22 protein-coding genes and 1 tRNA gene are annotated in these 23,144 nt (G+C 62.9%); 10 read left to right on the top strand and 13 right to left on the bottom strand.

Annotated elements, in window-relative coordinates; all coding sequences use genetic code 11:
* Positions 1 to 4 precede the first annotated feature (4 nt).
* From ACMCNM_RS03985 to ACMCNM_RS03995, 3 genes are read left to right on the top strand one after another with little or no spacing between them, the layout of a single operon-like run.
* Entirely contained in the window at positions 5 to 1,525 is a 1,521-nt protein-coding gene (locus ACMCNM_RS03985; RefSeq protein ID WP_412763975.1) for an efflux transporter outer membrane subunit, read from the top strand.
* Entirely contained in the window at positions 1,522 to 2,619 is a 1,098-nt protein-coding gene (locus ACMCNM_RS03990) for an HlyD family secretion protein (protein ID WP_412763976.1), read from the top strand. Before ACMCNM_RS03985 ends, ACMCNM_RS03990 begins: the two co-directional genes overlap by 4 nt.
* Positions 2,609 to 3,625, top strand: coding sequence for a DUF2955 domain-containing protein (locus tag ACMCNM_RS03995; RefSeq protein WP_412763977.1), 1,017 nt, complete (start codon positions 2,609 to 2,611; stop codon positions 3,623 to 3,625). Before ACMCNM_RS03990 ends, ACMCNM_RS03995 begins: the two co-directional genes overlap by 11 nt.
* Here the strand turns inward: ACMCNM_RS03995 and ACMCNM_RS04000 are convergent.
* A complete protein-coding gene (locus ACMCNM_RS04000; protein WP_412763978.1) occupies positions 3,622 to 5,343 on the bottom strand; it encodes a SulP family inorganic anion transporter in 1,722 nt (573 codons plus the stop codon). The two genes, ACMCNM_RS03995 and ACMCNM_RS04000, sit on opposite strands and share 4 nt — an antisense overlap.
* 213 nt (positions 5,344 to 5,556) lie before the next feature.
* Here ACMCNM_RS04000 and ACMCNM_RS04005 point away from each other — a divergent pair, with 213 nt between their 5' ends.
* Positions 5,557 to 6,132, top strand: coding sequence for a hypothetical protein (locus ACMCNM_RS04005; RefSeq protein WP_412763979.1), 576 nt, complete (start codon positions 5,557 to 5,559; stop codon positions 6,130 to 6,132).
* A 336-nt stretch (positions 6,133 to 6,468) separates the two neighbouring features.
* Here ACMCNM_RS04005 and ychF read toward each other — a convergent pair whose 3' ends face one another.
* From ychF to ACMCNM_RS04045, 8 genes are all read right to left on the bottom strand, one after another.
* Positions 6,469 to 7,569: a redox-regulated ATPase YchF gene (gene ychF / locus ACMCNM_RS04010; RefSeq protein ID WP_186681718.1), complete on the bottom strand. Its 1,101-nt coding sequence runs from the start codon at positions 7,567 to 7,569 to the stop codon at positions 6,469 to 6,471.
* Between the two features lie 21 nt (positions 7,570 to 7,590).
* A complete protein-coding gene (pth, locus tag ACMCNM_RS04015) occupies positions 7,591 to 8,175 on the bottom strand; it encodes an aminoacyl-tRNA hydrolase (RefSeq protein ID WP_008099045.1) in 585 nt (194 codons plus the stop codon).
* 79 nt (positions 8,176 to 8,254) lie between these two features.
* Complete coding sequence (locus tag ACMCNM_RS04020; protein ID WP_027594479.1) at positions 8,255 to 8,848, bottom strand: 50S ribosomal protein L25/general stress protein Ctc; 594 nt, start codon at positions 8,846 to 8,848, stop codon at positions 8,255 to 8,257.
* Positions 8,849 to 8,970: 122 nt separating this feature from the next.
* On the bottom strand, positions 8,971 to 9,912 hold the full coding sequence (locus tag ACMCNM_RS04025; protein WP_003247410.1) for a ribose-phosphate pyrophosphokinase: 942 nt from the start codon (positions 9,910 to 9,912) through the stop codon (positions 8,971 to 8,973).
* Between the two features lie 48 nt (positions 9,913 to 9,960).
* Positions 9,961 to 10,035, bottom strand: a tRNA-Gln gene (locus tag ACMCNM_RS04030).
* Positions 10,036 to 10,054: 19 nt separating this feature from the next.
* Positions 10,055 to 10,915 carry a 4-(cytidine 5'-diphospho)-2-C-methyl-D-erythritol kinase gene (gene ispE / locus ACMCNM_RS04035; RefSeq protein ID WP_412763980.1) on the bottom strand — a complete coding sequence of 287 codons (861 nt, stop codon included), beginning with the start codon at positions 10,913 to 10,915 and terminating at the stop codon, positions 10,055 to 10,057.
* Positions 10,916 to 10,918: 3 nt separating this feature from the next.
* Positions 10,919 to 11,536: a lipoprotein insertase outer membrane protein LolB gene (gene lolB / locus ACMCNM_RS04040; protein ID WP_027594477.1), complete on the bottom strand. Its 618-nt coding sequence runs from the start codon at positions 11,534 to 11,536 to the stop codon at positions 10,919 to 10,921.
* 4 nt (positions 11,537 to 11,540) lie between these two features.
* Complete coding sequence (locus tag ACMCNM_RS04045; RefSeq protein WP_186681723.1) at positions 11,541 to 13,262, bottom strand: tetratricopeptide repeat protein; 1,722 nt, start codon at positions 13,260 to 13,262, stop codon at positions 11,541 to 11,543.
* A 319-nt stretch (positions 13,263 to 13,581) separates the two neighbouring features.
* Here ACMCNM_RS04045 and hemA point away from each other — a divergent pair, with 319 nt between their 5' ends.
* From hemA to ACMCNM_RS04075, 6 genes are all read left to right on the top strand, one after another.
* Positions 13,582 to 14,859: a glutamyl-tRNA reductase gene (gene hemA, locus ACMCNM_RS04050; protein ID WP_027594475.1), complete on the top strand. Its 1,278-nt coding sequence runs from the start codon at positions 13,582 to 13,584 to the stop codon at positions 14,857 to 14,859.
* Positions 14,856 to 15,938, top strand: a complete 1,083-nt coding sequence (gene prfA, locus ACMCNM_RS04055; RefSeq protein WP_027594474.1) for a peptide chain release factor 1 — start codon at positions 14,856 to 14,858, stop codon at positions 15,936 to 15,938. Before hemA ends, prfA begins: the two co-directional genes overlap by 4 nt.
* Complete coding sequence (gene prmC, locus ACMCNM_RS04060; RefSeq protein WP_027594473.1) at positions 15,938 to 16,768, top strand: peptide chain release factor N(5)-glutamine methyltransferase; 831 nt, start codon at positions 15,938 to 15,940, stop codon at positions 16,766 to 16,768. Before prfA ends, prmC begins: the two co-directional genes overlap by 1 nt.
* Entirely contained in the window at positions 16,762 to 17,517 is a 756-nt protein-coding gene (locus tag ACMCNM_RS04065) for a molybdopterin-synthase adenylyltransferase MoeB (protein ID WP_099452897.1), read from the top strand. Before prmC ends, ACMCNM_RS04065 begins: the two co-directional genes overlap by 7 nt.
* Positions 17,510 to 18,307 carry a glutamate racemase gene (murI, locus tag ACMCNM_RS04070; RefSeq protein WP_186681729.1) on the top strand — a complete coding sequence of 266 codons (798 nt, stop codon included), beginning with the start codon at positions 17,510 to 17,512 and terminating at the stop codon, positions 18,305 to 18,307. Before ACMCNM_RS04065 ends, murI begins: the two co-directional genes overlap by 8 nt.
* Before the next feature lie 106 nt (positions 18,308 to 18,413).
* The gene (locus ACMCNM_RS04075) at positions 18,414 to 18,932 is read left to right on the top strand and encodes an acyloxyacyl hydrolase (protein WP_412763981.1); all 519 of its coding nucleotides are present in this window, start codon (positions 18,414 to 18,416) and stop codon (positions 18,930 to 18,932) included.
* Between the two features lie 192 nt (positions 18,933 to 19,124).
* Here the strand turns inward: ACMCNM_RS04075 and ACMCNM_RS04080 are convergent, their stop codons facing one another.
* The 4 genes from ACMCNM_RS04080 to ACMCNM_RS04095 are packed head-to-tail and all read right to left on the bottom strand — an operon-like array spanning position 19,125 to position 23,110.
* A complete protein-coding gene (locus tag ACMCNM_RS04080; RefSeq protein ID WP_412763982.1) occupies positions 19,125 to 19,823 on the bottom strand; it encodes an SDR family NAD(P)-dependent oxidoreductase in 699 nt (232 codons plus the stop codon).
* Positions 19,820 to 21,262, bottom strand: coding sequence for a deoxyribodipyrimidine photo-lyase (phrB, locus tag ACMCNM_RS04085; RefSeq protein ID WP_412763983.1), 1,443 nt, complete (start codon positions 21,260 to 21,262; stop codon positions 19,820 to 19,822). Before phrB ends, ACMCNM_RS04080 begins: the two co-directional genes overlap by 4 nt.
* Positions 21,253 to 22,152 carry a MerR family transcriptional regulator gene (locus ACMCNM_RS04090; RefSeq protein WP_412763984.1) on the bottom strand — a complete coding sequence of 300 codons (900 nt, stop codon included), beginning with the start codon at positions 22,150 to 22,152 and terminating at the stop codon, positions 21,253 to 21,255. The genes phrB and ACMCNM_RS04090 overlap by 10 nt, the downstream gene beginning before the upstream one ends.
* Positions 22,142 to 23,110 carry a YbgA family protein gene (locus ACMCNM_RS04095; RefSeq protein WP_027594466.1) on the bottom strand — a complete coding sequence of 323 codons (969 nt, stop codon included), beginning with the start codon at positions 23,108 to 23,110 and terminating at the stop codon, positions 22,142 to 22,144. The genes ACMCNM_RS04090 and ACMCNM_RS04095 overlap by 11 nt, the downstream gene beginning before the upstream one ends.
* Positions 23,111 to 23,144: the final 34 nt, after the last annotated feature.

Genomic DNA, 23,144 nt, shown 5'->3' on the forward strand with positions numbered 1-23,144 from the left:
TGGCATGCCTGGACCTACCTGGCGTCGCGCCTTGGGCCTGGTTGCCTTGCTGTCAGGCTGCACCCAGGTCGGGCCAGACTTTCAACCCCCGCAAACGGCCTGGCTGGACCCGTGGAGCACACGCTTGCTGGAGCAGGCCGGGCGGCGTGATGCAACGGTGGACTTTCGCCAGTGGTGGCAGGTGTTCGCCGACCCCGCACTGGATGCGCTGATTGCCGAAGCCGACGCCCACAACAGCAACCTGCGCGTGGCCGGCCTGCGCATCGCCGAGGCACGTGCACAGCTGGCCATCGTGCAGACTGGGCGTTACCCGCAGTTGCAGCAGGTGCGGGCGCAAAGCCTCTACCTCAAGCAAGACCAGTCCGGCACCGACACTGCTCGCGATTCGGTGTTCTGGCAGTCCAGCGCAGGGTTCGACATCGCCTGGGAAATTGACTTCTGGGGGCGCTTCAGCCGTGCCATCGAGTCTGCCGATGCCCTGTATTTCGCCTCCCAGGCCAACTACGCCGATGCCATGTTGTTATTGCGTGCGCAGGTAGCTGACACCTACTTTGCATTGCGTACCGCCGAGGCGCGCCTTGCCATTGCCGAAGAAAACGCCAAGCGCCAGGCGCGCAGCCTGGAGATCACCGAGCGGTTGTTCCGCCATGGCGAGCATGACGAACTCGATTGGCAGCAGGCCCGCACGCAGTACTTGGCGACCCAGGCGACCATCCCCGAGTTCGAGAACCAGCTCAACGCCCTGCGCAACGTGCTCTGCTCCCTGCTCGGGCGCCCCCCCGGCCCACTGCCGGAGCTGCAGTCGCAATACGGCCAGTTGCCACTGCCGAACCGCGCACTGCTGCAGGACGTGCCTGCTCGCCTCTTGCAGCGGCGCCCAGACATCCGCGCTGCCGAACAGGCCGTGGCGGCACAATCGGCACTGGTCGGGGTGGCCGAAGCTGAACTTTATCCACAGCTGAGCCTGTTGGGCAGCCTCGGTTGGACGTTCGTCTCGGCCAGTCACCTGCCCAACACGCTCGACCTCGCGGCCGGCCCAAGCCTGATCTGGAACCCGTTCGACTACGGCCGGCGCAAGAACGCCGTGCGTGTCGAAGATGCGCGCTTGCAGCAATTGATCGAGCTGTATCAGCAACGTGTGCGCGAAGCCGCCCGTGAGGCTGACGATGCCGCCAGTGGCCTGGTGCGCTCGCTGCAAAGTGCAGGTATTCGCGATCAAGCCTCGCAAGCCGCGCAGCGCTCGTTGAGCCTGGCCATGTCGCAATACCGCGAAGGGTTCGCTGATTTCCAGCGGGTGCTCGACGCCCAACAGTTGCTGCTGCAACAACAGGATGGCTACCTGGTCAGCCGCGGCAATGCCGTCAGCAGCCTGGTGACCTTGTACAAGGCCCTGGGCGGCGGTTGGGACCCAGGCCGTGCGCCGATCGACCCGGCCACCCGTCGCCAGATGCAGCAACGCACCGATTGGGGAGACTTGCTGGATGAACCTGCCCCCAGCGCACAGCCACCAGGTGAGCAAAAATGACTGACACCCCGCAAACACCGCCTGCGCAAGCGCCCGACCGTGGCCTGCGCTGGGTATTGCTGCTGATTGCCGTGAGCCTGCTCTGGTACCTGCTGGCCGACCGTTTTACACCGTACACCCAGCAGGCTCGCCTACAAGCCTACGTGGTACCGGTGAGCGCCGAGGTGGCCGGCCAGGTAAAGCGCGTGGCCGTGGGTAATAACCAGGAAGTGCGCAAGGGCGAAGTGCTGTTCGAACTGGACCAGGAGCAATACCGCATTGCCCTGGCTCGCGCCGAAGCCGACTTCGACACGGTGGGCCGGCAGATCGGCGCCCACACTGCCGGCATCGACTCGGCCCAGGCGGCGTTGATGGCAGCCCAGGCCAACGAGCGCAAGGCCCGGCAAGACGCCGAGCGGCTGAAGCGGCTGATCGAGGAAGACCCCGGCACGGTGTCGCAGCGCCGCCTGGAAGGCGCGCAGGCCACGCGCGACCAGGCCATCAGCCAAGTCGCAGCAGCCCGTGCCGAAGTGGTGCGGGCACGTGAGCAGCAGGGTGGGGCGCAGGCGGACAATGCGCAGGTGCGCAGCGCTGCGGCGAATGTGCAAAAGGCCCGCCTGGACCTGGAGCGAACGGTGGTGCGCGCCGATACCAACGGGTTGATCACCGACCTGCGCACCGACGTGGGCCACTACGTGGGCGCCGGCAGCCCGATGATGACCCTGATTGCGATCCATGACGTGTGGATCAGCGCCGACCTGACCGAGAACAACCTCGGCCGCCTGCGCCCCGGCACACCGGTGCTGGTGGTGCTCGATGCGCTGCCTGGGACGGTGGTGAAGGGGCGCATACGCAGCATCGGTTATGGCATCAGCGTGGGCCAGAGCAACCCGCCGGGCACGCTGCCGAGCGTGCAGAACAGCCGTGAATGGCTGCGCTCGGCCCAACGCTTTCCGGTGATTGTCGAGCTTGACCGGGACCAGCTGGAAGACAAGTCCGGCTTGCGGGTGGGGGGCCAAGCCGAGGTGATGGCGCTGCCCAGCGAGGGCAACCCGCTGAACGTGCTTGGCCGGGTGTTCATGTGGCTGATGAGCTGGCTCTCGTATGCCTATTGAGCTGCGGCGCCAGCGTGCGCTTCGCCTGGCCTGGGGCGTGGCGCTGTGCCTGGCGGTCAGCTTCGGTTTTGGCCTGCCGGTGCCGATTTTGGCGCCGGTGTTCGCGGTGCTGTTGTTGGCCATGCGTAGCCAGCCCCTGCCGTTGCGCGCGGCACCGGCGTTGGCCGTGCTGGTACTGCTGAGTTGTGGCAGTGGCCTGTTGCTGATTCCCTTGTTGCGCCATGCGCCGGTAAGTGGTGTGCTGCTGGTCGGCGTTGGCTTGTTTCTGGTGCTGCGTTATGCCCTGAAGGGCGGCAACGGCCTGTTGGCCAACTTGCTGGTGATCGGCCTGACCATGATCGCCGCAGCCGGCACCAGCGATTTCACCTTGGCGCTGTCGGTGGTCGAGGCCTTGTCCAAAGGCATGCTCCTGGCAACCTTGGGCACGGCGCTGGCGCATGTGATGTTCCCCGAACCGGCTGACGCACCTGTGCAACCGTCACCGCCGCCGCTCGCCGCTGAACGGGCCAGTTGGGTCGCACTGCGCGCCACGCTGATCGTCATGCCTGCCTTTTTGCTGGCGCTGATCGCACCGGATGCGTTCATGCCACTGATCATGAAGTCGGTGAGCCTCGGTCAGCAGGCCAGCGAGACCCATGCCCGCAACGCCAGCCGAGAACTGATTGGCTCGACCTTGTTGGCCGGGCTGCTGGCGATCCTGCTGTGGGGGGCATTGAGCCTGTTCGTGCACCTGTGGATGTTTTTCCTGTGGGTGCTGCTGTTTTCGCTTTGGCAGGCCCGGCGGCTGTACCGCGCGGTGGCGACGCGGCATAGCCCGGCCTATTGGGTCAGTTGCCTGACTACGATGTTGATACTGCTGGGGCAGTCGGTGCAGGACAGCGCGACGGGGCAGGATGTTTACCGCGCGTTCGCCGTGCGCATGGCGCTGTTCTTGGCGGTGTCGGTGTATGCCGGTGCCCTGCTGATCTGGATCGACCGGCGCAGGGCACGGCAGTGGGTGCATTAGGGGTGCCAGTCGACCCCGGTGTCCTCCAGGTAGGCATCCACCGCAGCGCCGACGGTGGGGTGAAAGGCCTTTTCCCCCATGTGCTGGAACAACTCAAAGCGCTTCATCTTGTCTTTCACCGGGTCTTTCATTTCGGCGAACTGCAACTCCACGCCGCGCGCCTCCAGCGCCCGGTCCAGTTCAGCGAGCATGTCTGCAGAGGTCACGTCGATGCTGGTCACAGGCTCCGCGGCGATCACCAACCGTTGCACGGCGGTAGGGGACTGTTCTACAGCCGCCAGCACGGTGCTCTGGAACTGCTCGGCATTGGCAAAAAACAGCGGCGCATCCCACCGCAGCAGCACCAGGCCGGGGATGCGCCGGGCTTGCGGGTAGCGCTGCACATCATGGTAGCCGCGGGTGCCATCCACCCGGCCGAGCACTGCAAAATGCGGCCTCCAGCCATCCCAGAGGAATTCGATGACTGAAATCGCCACGGCAATGCCGATACCCGGAATGGCACCAAACACTGCCACCCCGACAAAACAGGTAAACGACAGCCAGAACTCCCATTGCTGCATGTGGAAGATGCGTTTGAGGTCGGCGAATTCGAACAGCCCCAGTGCGGCGGCGATCACCACGGCGGCGAGGGCACTGTTGGGCAGGTAATGCATCAGGTTGGGCGCCACCAGCAGCAGAACGGTCACGGCCAGCGCCCCGATGATGCCGGTGAGCTGGGTCTTGGCCCCAGCAGCTTCAGCGACAGGGGTGCGTGACGAACTGCTGCTGATCGGGATGCCCTGGAACAGCCCGCTGGCCAGGTTGGCCACCCCCAGGCCAAACATTTCCTGGTTCGGGTTGACCGGCATCTTCAGGCGGGCCGCGTAGGACCGTGACAGTACGCTGGTGTCGGCGAATGACACCAGCGCCACTGCGATGCCGCCGAGCAGCACTTCCACCAGGTCGATATCGCTCAACCAGGGGAAGACCAGGTCCGGCAGGCCCTGGGGTAACTGGCCGAGGACTTTGACGCCGCTCTGGTCGAGGTCGAGCAGGCTCACCGCCAGTGTCGTCAGCACCACAGCGATCAGAATGCCGGGCAAGCGCTTGAAGGGTTTGAGCAGCAGGATCAGCGCCAGGCTACCGGCGCCGATGACGAAGCTGGGCCAGTGGCCATGGCCTGCAAGCAGGGCCTGGATCAGGCCCCAGATGTCACGCAGCGGGCCTTGGCTGTCGATGGATAAGCCAAACAGTTTGGGCAGTTGGCTGATCAGCACGGTCAAGGCGATGCCGTTCATGTAGCCATAGCGGATCGGCTTGGACAGCAATTCGGTGATGAAGCCCAGGCGCAGCAGGCCGGCGACCATGCAGAACACCCCAGCGACCAAGGCCATCATGCTGGCGATGGTGATGGCGCGCTGCGGGTCGCTGGCGGCGTACTGCACCACTACCGCCAGGATGGGCGCGGCCAGTGCCGAATCTGGGCCCAATACCAGGATGCGGCTGGGGCCGAAGAGGGCATAGGCCAGCAGCGGAATGATGGTGGCGTAGAGGCCGTAGATGCCGGGTACGCCCGAGGCTTCGGCGTAGGCGATGCCCACGGGCACCAGCATGCTGGTGAGTACCAGCCCGGCAGCGATGTCCCTGGGCAGCCAGGCACGCTGATAGTGAAGCAGGGTGACCACGCCGGGCAGCCAGCGTTGCCAGTCGAAGCGTGGGGGAGGGGGTGTTTCGGGCATGGTGCAGGCTCCAGGGGGGCATGTACTGCATGAGGTCCCGTTGGAGTCAGCTTAGAGCGTGGATGGCGGCGTTGCTCAAGCCGCGACGTAACCTCGGCTGCTAGAAGCACTCACCTCGCGTTACAAATGAAGCCATGCTTGCGCTTCAGGTTGCCTGACAACTCCCCATCCTCGTGTAAAGTCGGGCGATTAACGCGCGCTCGGGGACTGAGCTTGGCAAAATTTCACGTCGACGCTATCCAGCGCTGGGAATCGTTTGAACATGCTGGAACGTCCTATGACCTTAATCACCTGGACTGTCACGAAGTCTTCTTGCAAAAACAAGATGGCAAGGATCCAATCCGCTTCGTAGTCACCTACGGCCTTCATTGCTTCACCAAAGACGATACTGAGCGGAACATTCCACTGAAGTACGCTGATGGTCGTGAAAGCCGATTCATCTGCATAGAGCGCTATGAAACGTCCAAGTGCCTCCGGGGAATGCTCGAAAAACTGGCCAGCGCGACGGTGTTCCTGACTCAGGGAGAGAGCTTTTTCACAATAGACGTCATGAATAACGCCAGCGGCGAGGTGGAACCGTTCAAGATCTGCATGGCCATCTTTCGCGAAAACAGGGTACTGCGGATATACGTCACCAGCGCCTACTTTGCAAGGTTGGGTGAAGGTTCGCCGGGTATTCCGATCAGGAAAAAAGGTTTCAGCATTTTCAAGATCGCGGTCGATACCCTGAAAAAACCGAACGGCCAGTTCCCCAAAGAGGTCCGCAATCGCTACCCTAGGAAGAAATGAAGGGCCCAGAAACGGCGAATCCCTCTCGAGGAGGGATTCTCAGCCGTCGATGCATGCTTCGACGGGGCAGGTCGTTCTCACGTCGCGCTCGGCGAGCTGGTTTCCCAGCAACGGGGTGCGATCCGAAGATCCCTGTAACCACCCTTTGGTTTACGTATAAACGCAGGCCTATAGTCCACTAACAGTGGAATAGGATCAAGGCTTTTTTCATCACGTGATAACCCATAACCTTGCAAGCAGGGAAGGCTCATACCCTTAAGTACAAAACCCCCGTGTCGCTTAGCGATCACGGGGGTTTTGAAGTCTTTCAAGTACCGTGGAATCCCACGGCTCCCATCAGACGTTAAAGCGGAAGTGCATCACGTCACCGTCTTTGACGATGTAGTCTTTACCTTCCAGGCGCCATTTACCGGCTTCCTTGGCGCCGCTTTCACCCTTGAACTGGATGAAGTCTTCATACGCTACCACTTCGGCGCGGATGAAGCCTTTTTCGAAGTCGGTGTGGATAACACCGGCCGCCTGTGGCGCGGTGGCGCCGACGCGGACGGTCCAGGCGCGGACTTCCTGCACACCGGCAGTGAAGTAGGTCTGCAGGTTCAGCAGCTCGTAACCAGCGCGGATCACGCGGTTCAGGCCAGGCTCTTCCAGGCCCAGGGCCTCGAGGAACATGTCTTTCTCTTCACCGTCGTCCAGCTCGGCGATTTCGGCTTCGATCTTGTTGCAGACCGGCACCACGACCGCGCCTTCTTCTTCGGCGATGGCACGGACTACGTCCAGGTGCGGGTTGTTGTCGAAGCCGTCTTCAGCGACGTTGGCGATGTACATCACCGGCTTGCTGGTCAGCAGGTGGAAGCCACGGATGACGGCCTTTTCGTCGTCAGCCATGTGCTTCATCAAGCTGCGCGCTGGCTTGCCTTCGGTGAAGTGCGGGATCAGCTTTTCCAGGATGGCCTTTTGCGCCAGGGCTTCTTTGTCGCCGCCCTTGGCGTTGCGGGCAACCTTCTGCAGTTGCTTCTCGCAGCTGTCGAGGTCGGCGAAGATCAGCTCGAGGTCGATGATCTCGATGTCACGCTTGGGGTCGACGCTGTTGGAAACGTGAATCACGTTCTCGTCTTCGAAGCAGCGCACCACGTGGGCGATGGCATCGGTCTCGCGGATGTTGGCGAGGAACTTGTTGCCCAGGCCTTCACCCTTCGAAGCGCCCGCCACCAGGCCTGCGATGTCGACGAATTCCATGGTGGTCGGCAGGATGCGGTTAGGCTTGACGATTTCCGCCAGTGCAGCCAGGCGCGCATCGGGCATCGGCACGATGCCGCTGTTCGGCTCGATGGTGCAGAAAGGGAAGTTCTCCGCCGCGATGCCAGACTTGGTCAGGGCGTTGAACAGGGTGGACTTGCCGACGTTGGGCAGGCCGACGATGCCGCAATTGAAACCCATGGGTATTCCCTCTCTAGGAAATCAGGCCTTCTGGCTGTGCAGTTCGCGCATCGCCTTGGCGAAATCGCCAGCGAGGACATCTGGCAGCACGCCGAGGGCAAAATCGATGCTGGCATCGAGCTTCTCCTGCTCGGCGCGCGGCGCGCGGCCCAGGACGAAGTTGGAGACCAGTTTGGCGTCGCCCGGGTGGCCAATGCCAAGCCGCAGGCGGTGGAAGTCGTTCTGGTTGCCGAGCTGCGCGATGATGTCGCGCAGGCCGTTGTGCCCACCATGGCCGCCGCCGCGTTTGAGCTTGGCGACGCCTGGAGGCAGGTCGAGTTCGTCATGCGCCACCAGGATCGCTTCCGGCTTGATGCGGAAGAAATTGGCCAAGGCCGCCACGGACTGGCCGCTACGGTTCATGTAGGTGGTGGGGATGAGCAGACGAACGTCGTTGCCCTGATGGCTGAATTTAGCCGTCAGGCCGAAATACTTGCGGTCAGCGGTCAAGGAGACGCGCTGGGCGCTGGCAATGCGTTCAACGAAAAGAGCCCCTGCGTTATGCCGGGTCTGTTCGTATTCGGGGCCGGGGTTACCCAGGCCAACGATCAACTGGATGGCGGTCACGTCAGGGGCTCTTCCTTGGAGTTGGTGGGTTACAGGGCGCGTGGCACTGTAACCCGATCAACACCGGCGTGCGAGTGGATTACTCGGCAGCGCCTTCAGCTTCTGGAGCAACGCGTGGCGCGTGAACGTTGGCAACAGCTTTGTCATCACCGTGGGCCAGAGCGACGAACTCTACGCCTTTCGGAGCTTTCAGGTCCGACAGGTGGATGATGCTGCCGACTTCGGCGTTGGCCAGGTCAACTTCGATGAACTCAGGCAGGTCTTTGGCTTCGCAAGAAACTTCGATCTCGGAAACAACGTGCGAGATCTCGCCGCCTTTCTTGATCGGGGCTTCTTCGCCGATGAAGTGAACCGGAACCTTGGCGGTCAGCTTCTGGCCAGCAACGACGCGAACGAAGTCAGCGTGCATGATGAATTGCTTGGCTGGGTGGCGCTGCATGGCCTTGACGATGACGTTTTGCTTGACGCCGTCAACGTTCAGCTCGATCACGTGGCTGTAGGCAGCTTCGTTTTCGAACAGTTTGGCGATTTCCTTCGACACGATGGTCAGGGACTCGGCGTCTTTACCGCCACCGTAGACAACGGCAGGGATGCTCAGCGAGTGACGCAGGCGGCGGCTCGCACCTTTCCCCAGGTCAGTACGCTTTTGGGCGTTCAGGATGAAATCAGTCATTTTGCTTCTCCAAAATAGCCATCTCCCGCAGGCGTTTGCGACCAGCGCCAAACGGGGTGGGCAAAAAAGCCCCGCCCCAACACATGCTGGGGCGGGGCGCTTCACATCAACACGTGTTCCGCTTAGCGGAACATCGCACTGATCGATTCTTCATTGCTGATGCGGCGTACCGCTTCAGCGACAACCGGTGCGATATCCAACTGGCGGATACGGTCACAGGCTTGAGCAGCGGCGGACAGCGGAACGGTGTTGGTCACCACCAGCTCGTCCAGTACCGACTTCTCGATGTTCTCGATCGCGCGGCCCGACAGGACAGGGTGCGTGCAGTAGGCGTAAACCTTGGCAGCGCCGTGTTCTTTCAGGGCTTTGGCCGCGTGGCACAGGGTGCCGGCGGTGTCGACCATGTCGTCTACCAGGATGCAAGTGCGCCCTTCGACGTCGCCGATGATGTGCATAACCTCGGAATGGTTAGCCTTTTCGCGGCGTTTATCGATGATACCCAGGTCGACACCCAGGGACTTGGCGACGGCGCGTGCGCGCACGACACCACCGATGTCCGGGGAGACGATCATCAGGTTCTCGAAACGCTGATCTTCGATATCGTCGACCAATACGGGCGAGCCGTAAATGTTGTCGACAGGAATATCGAAGAAACCCTGGATCTGGTCAGCGTGCAGGTCGACGGTGAGTACACGGTCGATACCTACGACAGTGAGCATGTCAGCGACAACTTTGGCGCTGATAGCAACACGTGCCGAACGCGGACGGCGGTCCTGGCGGGCGTATCCGAAGTAAGGAATCACGGCGGTGATTCGGGATGCTGAGGAGCGGCGGAAGGCGTCGGCCATCACTACCAGTTCCATCAGGTTATCGTTGGTCGGGGCACAGGTCGGCTGAATAATGAAGACGTCCTTACCGCGGACATTTTCATTGATCTCAGTGCTGATCTCGCCGTCGGAGAATTTACCGACAGAGACGTCACCGAGAGGGATATGCAGCTGACGTACGACACGCCGAGCCAGATCGGGGTTAGCGTTCCCCGTAAAGACCATCATCTTGGACACGCGCAGTACCTGAAGGCTGAGGGTATACCTGGATGAGTATAAGGAAAATGGCAGGGGCGGCTGGATTCGAACCAACGCATGGCAGGATCAAAACCTGCTGCCTTACCGCTTGGCGACGCCCCTGTATCTGTTGCTGCGAGCGCTATGCACTCGACTTCTTGACCAGACTTTGTAGCTTGCGATGCAACATCGAAATATTGCTTCCTTTCGCCACAAACCCTGTTTGGGTCGCTGAAAGAAGGGCCAGAACTTTATCAGCTTCGGCTTTGCTTGGGAAGGCCCCAAACACACAACTTCCAGTTCCGGTTAGCCGAGCTTCGGTGAATTTACCCAGAGAATTCAATGCGTTTCGAACTTCTGGATAACGCTGCTCAACCACCCGTTGGCAGTCATTTCGACTGTTTCCCTCGGGAACGGGGCGCATCTTAAGGGGGAGGGAATCACGTGTCAACTGCGGATGTGAAAAAATTTCTACAGTACTGACAGACACTTGCGGCACCAGCACGACATACCAGGATTCGTCGGGGTCGACCGGGGTCAGTTGTTCGCCGACACCCTGGGCGAATGCCGCGTGGCCGCGAACGAATACCGGCACGTCGGCGCCCAGGCTCAGGCCCAAGGCCGCCAGGCGGTCTTCATCCCAGCCCAGTTGCCATAAGTGCGCCAGCGCCAGCAGGGTGGTCGCGGCATCCGAGCTGCCGCCACCGATACCTCCGCCCATGGGCAAGACCTTGGTCAGCCAGATGTCGGCGCCAAGCGTTGTGCCGGATTGCGCTTGCAGTTTGCGTGCGGCGCGTACGATCAGGTTGCTGTCGTGGGGCACCGCCTCGATGTCGGTGTGCAGGCGGATTACGCCGTCTTCACGCAGGGCGAAGGTTAATTCATCGGCGTGGTCGAGGAACTGGAAGACGGTTTCCAGCTCGTGGTAACCATCCGGGCGGCGGCCGATGATGTGCAGCCACAGGTTGAGCTTGGCCGGGGCCGGCAGGGTGAGCGTGTTCATCGATCAGTGCCCCAGCTGGCGTGGCTGCCAATCCTTGACCACCAGGGTCACGTCGAGGTCCTTGCCGTGCAGTTTCAGGCGCTCGGGCAGCCAGTAGCCATTCTGCTCGGTGTAGCTCAGGTACTGGACCTGCCAGCCATCCTGATCGAGGCTGGCCAGGCGGCTGTCGCCGTCCAGGGTCAGCTTGCTCTTGCTGTCGGGCGCGGGCAGGCCACGCACCCACCAGACCAAGTGCGAAACCGGCAATTGCCAGCCCAGTTGTTCTTCCAGCAGGGCCTCGGGGCTGGTCGCTTCGTAGCGGCCCTGGTTGGCCACTTCCAGCACCACGCCACCGGGGCGGCCGGTCAGGCGGGCGGCGCCACGGCCCAATGGGCCTGCCAGGCGGATGTCGTAATAGTCCTGGCGTTGCAGCCAGAACAACGTGCCGCTGCCGGAATCGCGCGGGGCGCGGATGCCGACCTTGCCGTTGATCTGCCAGCCATCCAGGGTGCTGAGTTGCGCCTTGTGCTGGCGCCACTGCTGCGGGTCGCCTTGGCCCTGCAGGGCTTCGCGGCTACCGAAGCCGGCACAGCCCGCGAGCAGGGCGATCAGGGTGAAGGTGATGAAATGGCGCAGGAACATGGCGTTAAAGGGTCTCTGATCCGGTCAGGCGCAGTACGGTCTTGCGCAGGATAGGGCTGTCGGGTTGGGCTTCGAAGGCCTTGGCCCAGACCTGGCGGGCTTCACGGCGCTTGCCGTTGGCCCACAGGACTTCGCCCAGGTGAGCGGCCACTTCATGGTCGGGGAAGCGCGCCAGGGCCTGGCGAAGGTAGCCTTCGGCTTCGTCGAGTTTGCCCTGGCGGTAAGCGACCCAGCCCAGGCTGTCGAGCACGGCCGGGTCGTCCGGCGTCAGCTGGTGGGCTTTGTCGATCAGCGCCTTGGCTTCGGCGTAGCGGGTGGTGCGGTCGGCCAGGGTGTAACCCAGGGCGTTCAGCGCCATGGCGTTTTCGGGTTCGCGGGCGATGATGGCGCGCAGGTCTTTTTCCATCTGCGGCAGGTCGTCGCGCTTTTCGGCCAGCATGGCGCGGGTGTACAGCAGGTTGAGGTCGTCCGGGTAGCGTTGGATGGCCTGCTGCAGCACCTGGTTGGCCTGGGCATCCTTGTTGTTGTTGCTGTAGCTCTCCGATTCGATCAGGTACAGCTGCACAGCGACGTCCGGCTGCGCCTCGCGGGCTTCGGCGAGCAGGCGCGAGGCCTCGCTGCCGCGGCCGTTGGCAATCAGTATGTCGGCCTGGCGCAGTTGCGCCGGCAGGTAGTCGGGGCCGGGGCCGACCAAGGCGTATTCGCGCAAGGCGGCTTCAGGGTCGTGGCGCTCTTCGCGGATGCGGCCCAGGTTCAGGTGGGCGGCATCGACGTTGCTGTCACGCTCGATCAGCTCCTGCAGGTAGCCTTCGGCCTCATCCCAGTCTTTGTTTTCCAGGCATACCAGGGCTAGGGAGTAACGCAGCTCGTCGTCCTCGGGGTACTGCTGGACCAAGCTGATGAACTCGCTTTTGGCATCGGCCATGCGGTCCTGCTCGACCAGGGTACGGGCGTAGGTCAGGCGCAGGCGTTTGTCATCCGGGTTGTCGCGGATCGCACCGCGCAACAAGGGCAGGGCCTCTTTGCCGCGGTCCAGGGCCTGGAGCAGCCGGGCGCGCAGCAGGACCGGTGCGATCTCGCCGTCTTGCGGCGGGTGCGCCTCGAGCAGCTCAAGCGCTTCTTCGGTCTTGCCGTCCTGGTTCAGCAGCAGCGCCTTGCCGAACACCAGTTGGCCGTTGTCCGGGTATTTGACCAGCAGGCGTTCGAAGCTCTGCAGCAAGCCGTCGCGGGTGCTCTGGTCGGTCTCGGCGGCGGACAGGGCGAGGAAGTCGAAATGGGTATCGCCCTGGCCCTGCAGGACTTTCTCCATGTACACCATGGCATCGTCGTAGCGCCCGGCACGGGCCAACTGGATGGCGGCGGCGCGTTGGGCGTCGAGGTTGTCCGGGTCGTTGCGGGCCCAGACCAGGGCGTTGTCCAAGGCCGGCTCGTCGGCGCCGAGGTATTCGGCGATACGGTAGGCACGCTCGGAGACGCCAGGGTCCTGGGTCTTTTCGGCCTGGTCGGTGTAGTTGGCCAGGGCGATGTCGAAGCGGTTGCGCTGGCCGGCCAGCTCCGCGACCAGCAGGCTATAAAGGGTGTCTTGCTTGAACGAACCGTACACCACGGGTTTTTCGGCCTCGCCTGTGCCCGCCTCGGCAACGGGAGGCTCGGCTTTTTGCGGGGCCAGGCTCTGGCAACCCTGGAGCAGGGCGAAGGCAAGCAGCAGTGCGTAGGGTCTGTTCATAAAAAGGCTTAAAAGGACTCACCGGCGGTCGGAGCATGATGACACAAGCGCGGTGGCAAACCCACCTGCGAAGCATTTGGTTAACTGCGACCATGGCAGGGGCAAGCAGGTTCCGCCGCCTCTGTAGGAGCGGCCTTGCGTCGCGAAAGGGGCGCGAAGTGCCCCCAGTCGTTTCCATAGCCATGCTGAAATACCGGGGCTGCTGCGCAGCCCTTTCGCGACACAAGGCCGCTCCTACACGACAATAGCGAACGGTGGTTGTTCTGGAACCTGCGAAAGAGGACAATTATCGGCTTCTCGTCACAACCAGCGACCTTGCATGGCCTTTCTTGCACTTGGTATCAACCATAAGACTGCCTCGGTAGACGTACGCGAGCGCGTGGCGTTTACCCCAGAGCAGCTGGTGGACGCCCTGCAGCAGCTCTGCCGACTGACCGCCAGCCGTGAAGCGGCGATCCTGTCGACTTGCAACCGTAGCGAGCTTTATATAGAGCAGGACCACTTGTCTGCCGACGCGGTGCTGCATTGGCTGGCCGATTATCACCGCCTGAGCCTGGATGAACTGCGCGCCAGCGCCTACATCCATGAAGAGCACGACGCTGTGCGGCACATGATGCGGGTGGCCTCGGGCCTCGACTCGCTGGTGCTTGGCGAGCCGCAGATCCTCGGCCAGATGAAGTCCGCCTACGCCGTGGCGCGTGAGGCCGGCACTGTCGGCCCGCTGCTCGGGCGCCTGTTCCAGGCCACCTTCAGTGCCGCCAAGCAGGTGCGCACCGACACCGCGATCGGCGAGAACCCGGTCTCGGTGGCGTTCGCCGCAGTGAGCCTGGCGCGGCAGATCTTCAGTGACCTGGGCCGCAGCCAGGCGCTGCTGATTGGCGCCGGCGAGACCATCACCCTGGTCGCCCGCCACCTCCACGAGCAAGGCGTGCGGCGTATCGTCGTGGCCAACCGGACCCTGGAGCGCGCCAGTACCCTGGCCGAGCAGTTTGGCGCCCATGCCGTGCTGCTGGCCGACATCCCGCAAGAGCTGGCCAACAGCGACATCGTCATCAGCTCCACCGCCAGCCAGTTGCCGATCCTCGGCAAGGGCGCGGTCGAGAGCGCGCTGAAGCAACGCCGGCACAAGCCGATCTTCATGGTCGACATCGCCGTCCCGCGTGACATCGAGCCCGAAGTCGGCGAACTCGACGACGTTTACCTCTACACCGTCGATGACCTGCACGATGTGGTCGCAGAAAACCTCAAGAGCCGCCAGGGCGCTGCCCAGGCCGCCGAAGAGCTGGTGTCGGTGGGCGCCGAAGACTTTATGGTGCGCCTGCGCGAGCTGGCTGCGGTGGACGTGCTCAAGGCCTACCGCCAGCAAAGCGAGCGGCTGCGTGATGAAGAACTGCAAAAAGCCCAGCGTCTGCTGGCCAACGGCGGCAACCCCGAAGACGTGCTGGCCCAACTGGCCCGGGGCCTGACCAACAAACTCCTGCACGCCCCCAGCGTGCAGCTGAAAAAGCTCTCGGCCGAGGGCCGCCTCGATGCGCTGGCCATGGCCCAGGAACTCTTTGCCCTCAACGAGGGCTCGACGGACAAATCCTCGCAATGAAAGCGTCGCTGCTGAACAAACTGGATATCATCCAGGACCGCTTCGAAGAACTGACCGCACTGCTCGGTGACGCTGAAGTCATCTCCGACCAGACGCGTTTCCGCGCCTATTCCCGCGAATACGCCGAAGTCGAGCCGGTCTACGCTGCCTATCAAGCGTGGCGCAAAGTCCAGGACGACCTCGAAGGCGCCCAGGCGCTGCTCAAGGACAGCGACCCGGACATGCGTGAAATGGCCGTGGAAGAAGTGCGCGAAGCCAAGGAGCAATTGCTGACGCTGGAAGCCCAGCTGCAACGCATGCTGCTGCCCAAGGACCCTAACGATGGGCGCAACGTGTTCCTCGAAATCCGCGCCGGCACCGGTGGCGACGAGGCGGCGATCTTTTCGGGCGACTTGTTCCGCATGTATTCGCGCTATGCCGAGAAGCGTGGCTGGCGCTTGGAGATTCTTTCCGAGAACGAAGGCGAACACGGCGGCTACAAGGAAATCATTGCCCGCGTCGAAGGCGAAAGCGTGTACGGCAAGCTCAAGTTCGAATCGGGCGCACACCGCGTGCAGCGCGTGCCGGAAACTGAGTCCCAAGGCCGTATCCACACCTCGGCGTGCACCGTGGCGGTGCTGCCCGAGCCCGACGAGCAGGCCGCGATCGAAATCAACCCGGCCGATTTGCGCGTGGACACCTACCGCGCCTCCGGCGCCGGCGGCCAGCACATCAACAAGACCGACTCGGCCGTGCGCATCACCCACTTGCCCACCGGTATGGTGGTCGAGTGCCAGGAAGAACGTTCGCAGCACAAAAACCGCGCCCGCGCCATGTCCTGGCTGTCGGCCAAGCTCAACGACATGCAGACCAGCGCCGCACAGAACGCCATTGCCAGTGAGCGCAAGCTGCTGGTGGGCTCCGGTGACCGCTCCGAGCGTATCCGCACCTACAATTATCCACAGGGCCGGGTCACCGATCACCGCATCAACCTGACCTTGTATTCGCTGGACGACATCCTCGCCGGTGGCGTAGACGCCGTGATCGAACCGCTGTTGGCCGAATACCAGGCCGATCAACTGGCCGCCCTGGGGGACTGATGACCATCATCGCCAGCTTGCTGCGCAATGCGCAGTTGCCTGAATCGCCCACCGAGCGGCTGGATGCCGAACTGTTGCTGGCTGCGGCCATCGGCAAGTCGCGCAGCTACCTGCATACCTGGCCCGAGCGCATCGTCAGCAGCGAAGCGGCCGACACCTACGCCGGTTACCTGCAGCGCCGCCGTAGTGGCGAGCCGGTCGCCTATATCCTCGGGCAGCAAGGGTTCTGGAACATCGACCTGGAAGTGGCGCCGCATACACTGATCCCGCGTCCGGACACCGAGCTGCTGGTCGAGACGGCCCTTGAGCTTCAGCCAGCAACCCCGGCCAAGGTGCTCGACCTGGGCACCGGGACCGGGGCCATTGCCCTGGCGTTGGCCGGCGATCGCCCGGCCTGGCAGGTGACGGCGGTAGACCGGGTGGAGGAGGCGGTCGCGTTGGCCGAGCGTAATCGCCAACGCCTGGGGCTGGCTAACGTCCAGGTGCGTGTCAGCCACTGGTTCGATGGCCTGGGCGATGCGCGCTTTGACCTGATTGTCAGCAACCCGCCGTACATCGCCAGTGAAGACCCGCACCTGGTCGCCGGCGACGTGCGCTTCGAACCCAGCAGCGCGCTGGTGGCGGGCACCGATGGCCTGGACGACCTGCGGGTGATTGCCGCCCAGGCGCCACGTCACCTGCTGCCAGGTGGCTGGTTGTTGTTGGAGCACGGCTACGATCAGGCCGCAGCGGTGCGTGCCTTGCTGGCTGAACACGGCTTTAGCGAGGTGGCCAGCCGCACGGACCTGGGCCGCCATGAACGCATTACCCTGGGGCGCCTGCCATGCTGACTGATCAGGAACTGTTGCGCTACAGCCGGCAGGTGTTGCTGGCGCAGATCGATATCGACGGCCAACTGCGGCTCAAGCAGAGCAAGGCCCTGATCGTCGGCCTCGGTGGCTTGGGCTCGCCTGTCGCGCTTTACCTGGCTGCGGCGGGCGTGGGTGAGCTGCACCTGGCGGACTTCGACACCGTTGACCTGACCAACCTGCAACGCCAGGTGATCCACGACAGCGCCAGCGTCGGCATGAGCAAGGTGGACTCGGCGCTGCAGCGCCTGGAGGCGATCAACCCAGAGATCAGCCTGGTCGCTCATCGCCAGGCGTTGGACGAGGACTCGCTGGCCGCTGCGGTGGCGGCGGTCGACTTGGTGCTGGACTGCTCCGACAACTTTTCTACCCGCGAGGCGGTCAACGCTGCGTGCGTTGCTGCCGGTAAACCGCTGGTCAGTGGCGCGGCGATCCGCCTCGAAGGCCAGCTGTCGGTGTTCGACCCGCGGCGTGACTACAGCCCTTGCTACCACTGCCTGTATGGCCATGGCAGCGAGGCTGAACTGACCTGCAGCGAAGCCGGTGTAATCGGCCCGCTGGTGGGGCTGGTAGGTAGCCTGCAGGCCCTGGAAGCCATGAAACTCTTGGCGGGGTTTGGCGAGCCGCTGGTGGGCCGCCTGTTGCTGATCGATGCCCTCGGCACGCGCATTCGTGAGCTGCGGGTCAAGCGCGACCCGGCTTGCGCGGTCTGTGGCAAGCGCGATGGCTGAGCGTTCGGCGCCGATTGGCGTAATGGATTCGGGGGTCGGCGGTTTGTCGGTACTGGCCGAGATCCAGCGCCTGCTGCCTAACGAATCACTGCTGTATGTGGCCGATTGCGGGCACGTGCCTTACGGTGAAAAGTCGGCGGATTACATCCGCCAGCGCTGCCGGCGTATTGCCGAGTTCTTCCAGCAGCAGGGCGCCAAGGCCTTTGTCTTGGCCTGTAATACCGCGACAGTGGCGGCCGTTGCCGACCTGCGTGAGCTGTACCCGCAATGGCCGCTGGTGGGCATGGAGCCAGCGGTAAAGCCGGCTGCTGCAGCCACCCGCTCCGGTGTAGTCGGCGTGCTGGCCACGACCGGCACCTTGCAGAGCGCCAAGTTTGCGGCGTTGCTCGACCGCTTCGCCAGCGATGTGCGCGTGGTCACCCAGCCTTGCCCCGGCCTGGTCGAGCGGATCGAAACCGGCGACCTGAGCAGCCCGGCCTTGCGCCAGTTGTTGCTCGGCTACGTGCAGCCGCTGCTGGCGGCTGGCTGCGACACGCTGATCCTGGGTTGCACGCATTACCCCTTCCTGCGCCCGCTGCTGGCCGACATGGTGCCGGCGGACGTGGCCATCATCGATACCGGCGCCGCCGTGGCGCGTCAATTGCAGCGTCTGCTGGGCGCCAGCGACCTGCTGGCTGAGGGCCCGGCAGTGGGCACCCGCTTCTGGACCAGTGCCGACCCACAATCCCTGAGAAAAATCCTACCGTTGCTGTGGCAGAAGTCCGACAGTGTGCAACGCTTTACGTTGTGAAAAAAACGTGAAAATTAGCTGAACTATCGTACCACTGCCGATTTCTACAGATTTGCCTGACACGAGGCGAACACTAACAACAGCATTAGGAAGAAGGATGTTTCTTATGAGGAAACTGCTCGGCTTGGCGGCGGCTGCCGTCTTTACCTTGGGGCAAGCAGTGTCGGCGCAGGCGGCTGATGTTTCATTTTCGGTGGGGCAGACGGGTGACTCGACCATGGTCTACCGGCTGGGTCTGCAATCGAACTGGGACGCGAGCTGGTGGCAGACCAGCGTTGGCCGCCTGACCGGGTATTGGGATGGGGCTTACACCTACTGGGATGGCGACAAGACCGCGAGCAACCACAGCCTGTCGTTCGCACCGGTATTCGTTTATGAGTTTGCGGGGGATTCGGTAAAGCCCTATATCGAGGCCGGGATTGGCGTCGCGGCCTTTTCCAGCACCGAGCTTGAAAGCAATGAGCTGGGCTCGGCGTTCCAGTTCGAAGACCGAATCGGTTTTGGTCTGCGCTTCGCGGGCGGGCATGAAATTGGTTTACGGGCCATTCACTATTCCAATGCTGGCATCAAGCAACCTAACGACGGCGTAGAGAGCTACAGCCTGCATTACCGCATGGCTCTCTAAGCTGCCCCGCACCCTTGTAGGAGCAGCCTTTTGCTGCGAAGAGGCCGGTGATAACAGCCGAGATTCTTTGTGATTTCACCGGCCTCTTCGCAGCACAAGGCTGCTCCTACAGGTACAGCGTTTCCAGTACTTGACGGTGTAGAGCGTTACAGCCTGCATTACCGCATGGCACTCTAAGCTGCTCCTACAAGATCAGGGCCGTAGTGGCCACAAGCTGCTCAGGTCCAGCGTCTCCAGCACCAATTCCGGCTCGCGTTGCGGTAACCGCCGCAACAGTTCTTCGGCAGCACTCTGCGGCGTCCACGCCTCGGGTATCGCTTGCGCTGTTGTCACGGGTGTCTTCAACGATTGCGGCCCCACTACCGTCAAGCTGATCTGCAGCTTTTCCAGTACCTGACGTTGCTCGCGAAACCACTGGGCAGTGCTGTTGAAGCCGCTGGCAACCTGGGTGGGTGCAAACAGCTGCGAGGCCGAGTAGCGATTGAGGATGGCCATTACCTGAGGTGCATCACCCTTCGTCAGTAGCGGCAAGGCACTGGCCAGGCAACGTTCGCTGGCCTCCAGGTTGCTGCTGGCGATGGCCTCGAACAGCTCGTCATCGGCCACGTCGTCGGCCAGGTAATCACTGGTGCCGGCATTGATGATCAGGCAATCCAGCGAACCCCAAGCATCCAGCAACAATGTGCTGGATGCATCGGCCTGTTCCAGTACCTGCAACTCCCCCGGCAGCCGCACCAACTGCGGGGCGAAACGTTCGCCCAGTGTATCCAGTGCTTCGCATTCCCTGGCACTGGCGGCCACCCGATGCCCTTGCTCGAGCAGCCGCTCTACCAAAGCCAGCCCTAATCCGTTACTGGCCCCTGTTACCCAGAAACTGCGAGTACTGTTCACGATACTGCCCCCTGATCCTGCCGGCGCGGAAGGCCTTTGAAGGCTTCCAATGCACGCTGGCGACTGCTGCCGAGATCGACTATTGGATTGTGATACGAATTAGGTGCAAAAAGATCCGCAGCCTTTACGGGCTGATGAATGGCTTTCTCATCCAGTGCTTGCAATTCCGGTACCCAGTGGCGAATGAATCGCCCTTGCGGGTCGAAGCGCTGAGACTGCGAAACCGGGTTGAAGATGCGGAAGTAGGGCACTGCATCGGTCCCGGTGGACGCGCTCCATTGCCAGCCACCATTGTTGGCCGCCAGGTCACCGTCTATCAGATGGCGCATGAAATGCCGTTCGCCTTTGCGCCAGTCGATCAGCAGGTTCTTGCTGAGAAACATGGCAACGATCATGCGCAGGCGGTTGTGCATCCACCCGGTGTCCAGCAACTGGCGCATGGCGGCATCGATGATCGGGAAGCCGGTGCGCCCCTGTTCCCAGGCCGCAAGGTCTTCAGGCGCATCGCGCCATGGCAAGGCTTCGGTGTGGGTGCGGAAGGCGCGGTGCCGGGAGACCTGTGGATAACCCGTCAGGATGTGCTTGTAGAACTCCCGCCACAGCAGCTCGTTAATCCAGGTTTGGACGCCCGTGCTGCCGCTGTCGAACTCGCCCCGGTTGCACGCCAGGGCGCCGTGCAGGCATTGCCGGGGCGAGATCACCCCAGCGGCCAGATAAGCCGAGAGCTGGCTGGTGCCCGGCTTGGCGGGGAGGTCGCGCAAGGAGTGGTAGTCCTCCACTGCTTCATCCAGAAAGCGCGTCAGGCGGCTCTGCGCCTCGGCTTCCCCTGCTGGCCAGTGGTCGCTCAAGGTGCGCGGCGGTGTGTCGAAGCCCTCTATTTGCTCGGGTATGGGGTCGCTGGCGATCTTCAGGGGCGACTGCGGTTTAACCCGAGGGGCTAACGCCGGGAGGCTGCGGTGCAAGTGTTCGAGGCAGTTTTTCTTGAATTGGCTGAAGACCTGGAAGTAGTCACCACTGCGAGTGAGGACCGTGCCTGGGCGGAAGAACAACTGGTCGAGGTAGCTGTGCGCCTGGATGGCTGACTGTTCCAGCAGTGCCCGCGTAGCCTGGTCGCGGCGCTCTTCGTTGATGCCGTACTCCTCGTTCCAGTGCACGCCCTCGACCCGGTGCTGACGGCAGGCGTCCAACACGGCCTGTGGCGCCTGATCCCACGTATCGACGGTGCGGATCAGCAACGGGATGTTGAGGGCCTCCAGCGACTGACGCAGCGTGCGCAGGTTGCGCAGCCAAAAGTCGACTTTGCAGGCGGCGTCGTCATGCGCCTGCCACTGGCCGGGGCTGATCAGCCACAGGGCAAGGGTCGGGCCGCGTTCGCAAGCTGCGCTCAAGGCGGTGTTGTCGTCGATGCGCAGGTCACTGCGCAGCCAGATCAGTTGCATGGTGCATTCATCTCTACAGGCCGGCGGCCATTGCCTTGAAGCACGCGCAATGCCGACTGTGGGGTATCGAACAGGAAGAGCTCGGGAAGGTCGAGGGCGTTCAGGTGGGCCTGATGCAGGGCGAGCGTGGCGCCGCCCAGCAGTTTTGGCCCCGGTATGCCTTGCAGCAGGCGCTGCAAGGCTTTGCTGTCGATGCGTGGCCCCAGGTGCAGCAGGAGGGCGCGCGGCTGCAGTGCGGCGATCGCCCGTTGCAGCTGTGGGCCGCCAACCGGCTGTTCCAGCACTTCGACAGGGATGCCATTGCTGCTCAGCAGCCAGGCGCATAGCCACAGCGCGGGGTCGAAGGCCTCCTCGCTGTCTTCGGCCAGCAGCACCGCTGGGCCTTGTAGCAGTTGGTTGTCGTGGTACACCCGGGCGCCGAGCTTGCTGCGCAGCCAGGTATGGAAAAACACCTGTTCAAGCCGGGCATTGAAATAGTTGCGCCAGCGCAGCTCCAGGCTGTCGAGCAGGGGCAGCAGCAGTTGCTCGCACAGGGTGATGGCGGGGTACAGCGCCATGGCTTGGTTGAGTTGCTGGTCGAGTGCACGTTGCGAGAGGTTGGCGATGGCCTCGATCAACTGCGCCTGCCGGGCCTGCCAGTCGCTTTGCGGGGCGCTGCTGGTGGGTTTGTCGAGCAGCTCACGCACCTGGCCCACCGACGCGCCGCGCTGCAGCCAGGCCAGGATCGCTTCGACACGTTCGACCTGCTCGATGGAATACAACCGGTGCCCTTTAGCGGTGCGTTGCGGCTTGAGCAGGCCGTATCGACGTTCCCAGGCACGCAGGGTGACGGGGTTGACGCCGGTGCGGCGGGCGAGCTCGCCGATAGGCAGCAGGCTTTCAGACGGCATTACGAAGCCCCAGGCTCTCGGGGTGTGGTTGCAGGTAGGCTTGCTGCATCAGATAAGGGTCGGGGTGTTTGCGCAGGTGATGCTTGAGCAAGGTCAGTGGCACGACCAGCGGCACCACGCCTTGTTGGTACTGGCTGATGAGGGTTTGCAATTCGGCTTTGTCCTGTGCGGTCAGGGCATCTTTGAAGTAGCCACTCAGGTGCTGCAGCACGTTGCAGTGGGTGCCACGGCTGGCACAGCGACGCAGCGCTTGCATCAGCTCGCTGAAGTAACGTGGCCCGATCTCCTGTGGGTCGTCATCGCGGCTCATGGTGCCGAGCAGCCGCCCCAGCGTGCGGTAGGCTTGGGGGTTGTTGGCCATCAACAGGTACTTGTAGCGCGCATGAAAGCGCACCAGCGCGCCGCGGCTGAGGCCTTCGGCCAACAGGCGCTGCCAATCGGCGTAGGCGTACACGCGGCTGATGAAGTTTTCGCGCAGCACGGCATCGTGCAGGCGGCCTTCCTCTTCCACCGGCAGGTCCGGGCGCAGGCTGCAGAAAGCGTGGGCATAAACGCCGCGGCCGCCATGGAAGGCGGGGTGGCCGTTGTCCTGGTAGACCTTGACCCGCTCCAGGCCGCAGGAGGGCGACTTCTGCATGAAGATGTAGCCGCAGATATCATCGAGTTCGCCGGCCATCTGCTCGCCATAGGTGCGCAGCGGGCCGGTCAGGTCCATGCCGGGGTTGCGGGTGCCGACCACTTCGGGTTGCTCAGGGTTGCCGACCAGGCGGATAGGATCGCGTGGAATGCCGAGGCCGATAGCCACTTCTGGGCAAACGGGCACCCATTCGAAATGCGCTTCCAGTTGTGTGCGGCACAGATCTGAGGCCTTGTGCCCGCCGTTGTAGCGCACACTGTGGCCGGTCAGGCAGGCGCTGATCGCGATGCGAGGCTTGCTGTGGGCGGTGGCGGCTTGCATGGCTGTCTCCGGAAAAACCTGTACGTGAAATCAA

The sequence above is a fragment of the Pseudomonas sp. NGC7 genome, assembly GCF_047159675.1.
In the GTDB taxonomy this organism is placed as follows: Bacteria; Pseudomonadota; Gammaproteobacteria; order Pseudomonadales; family Pseudomonadaceae; genus Aquipseudomonas; species Aquipseudomonas kermanshahensis.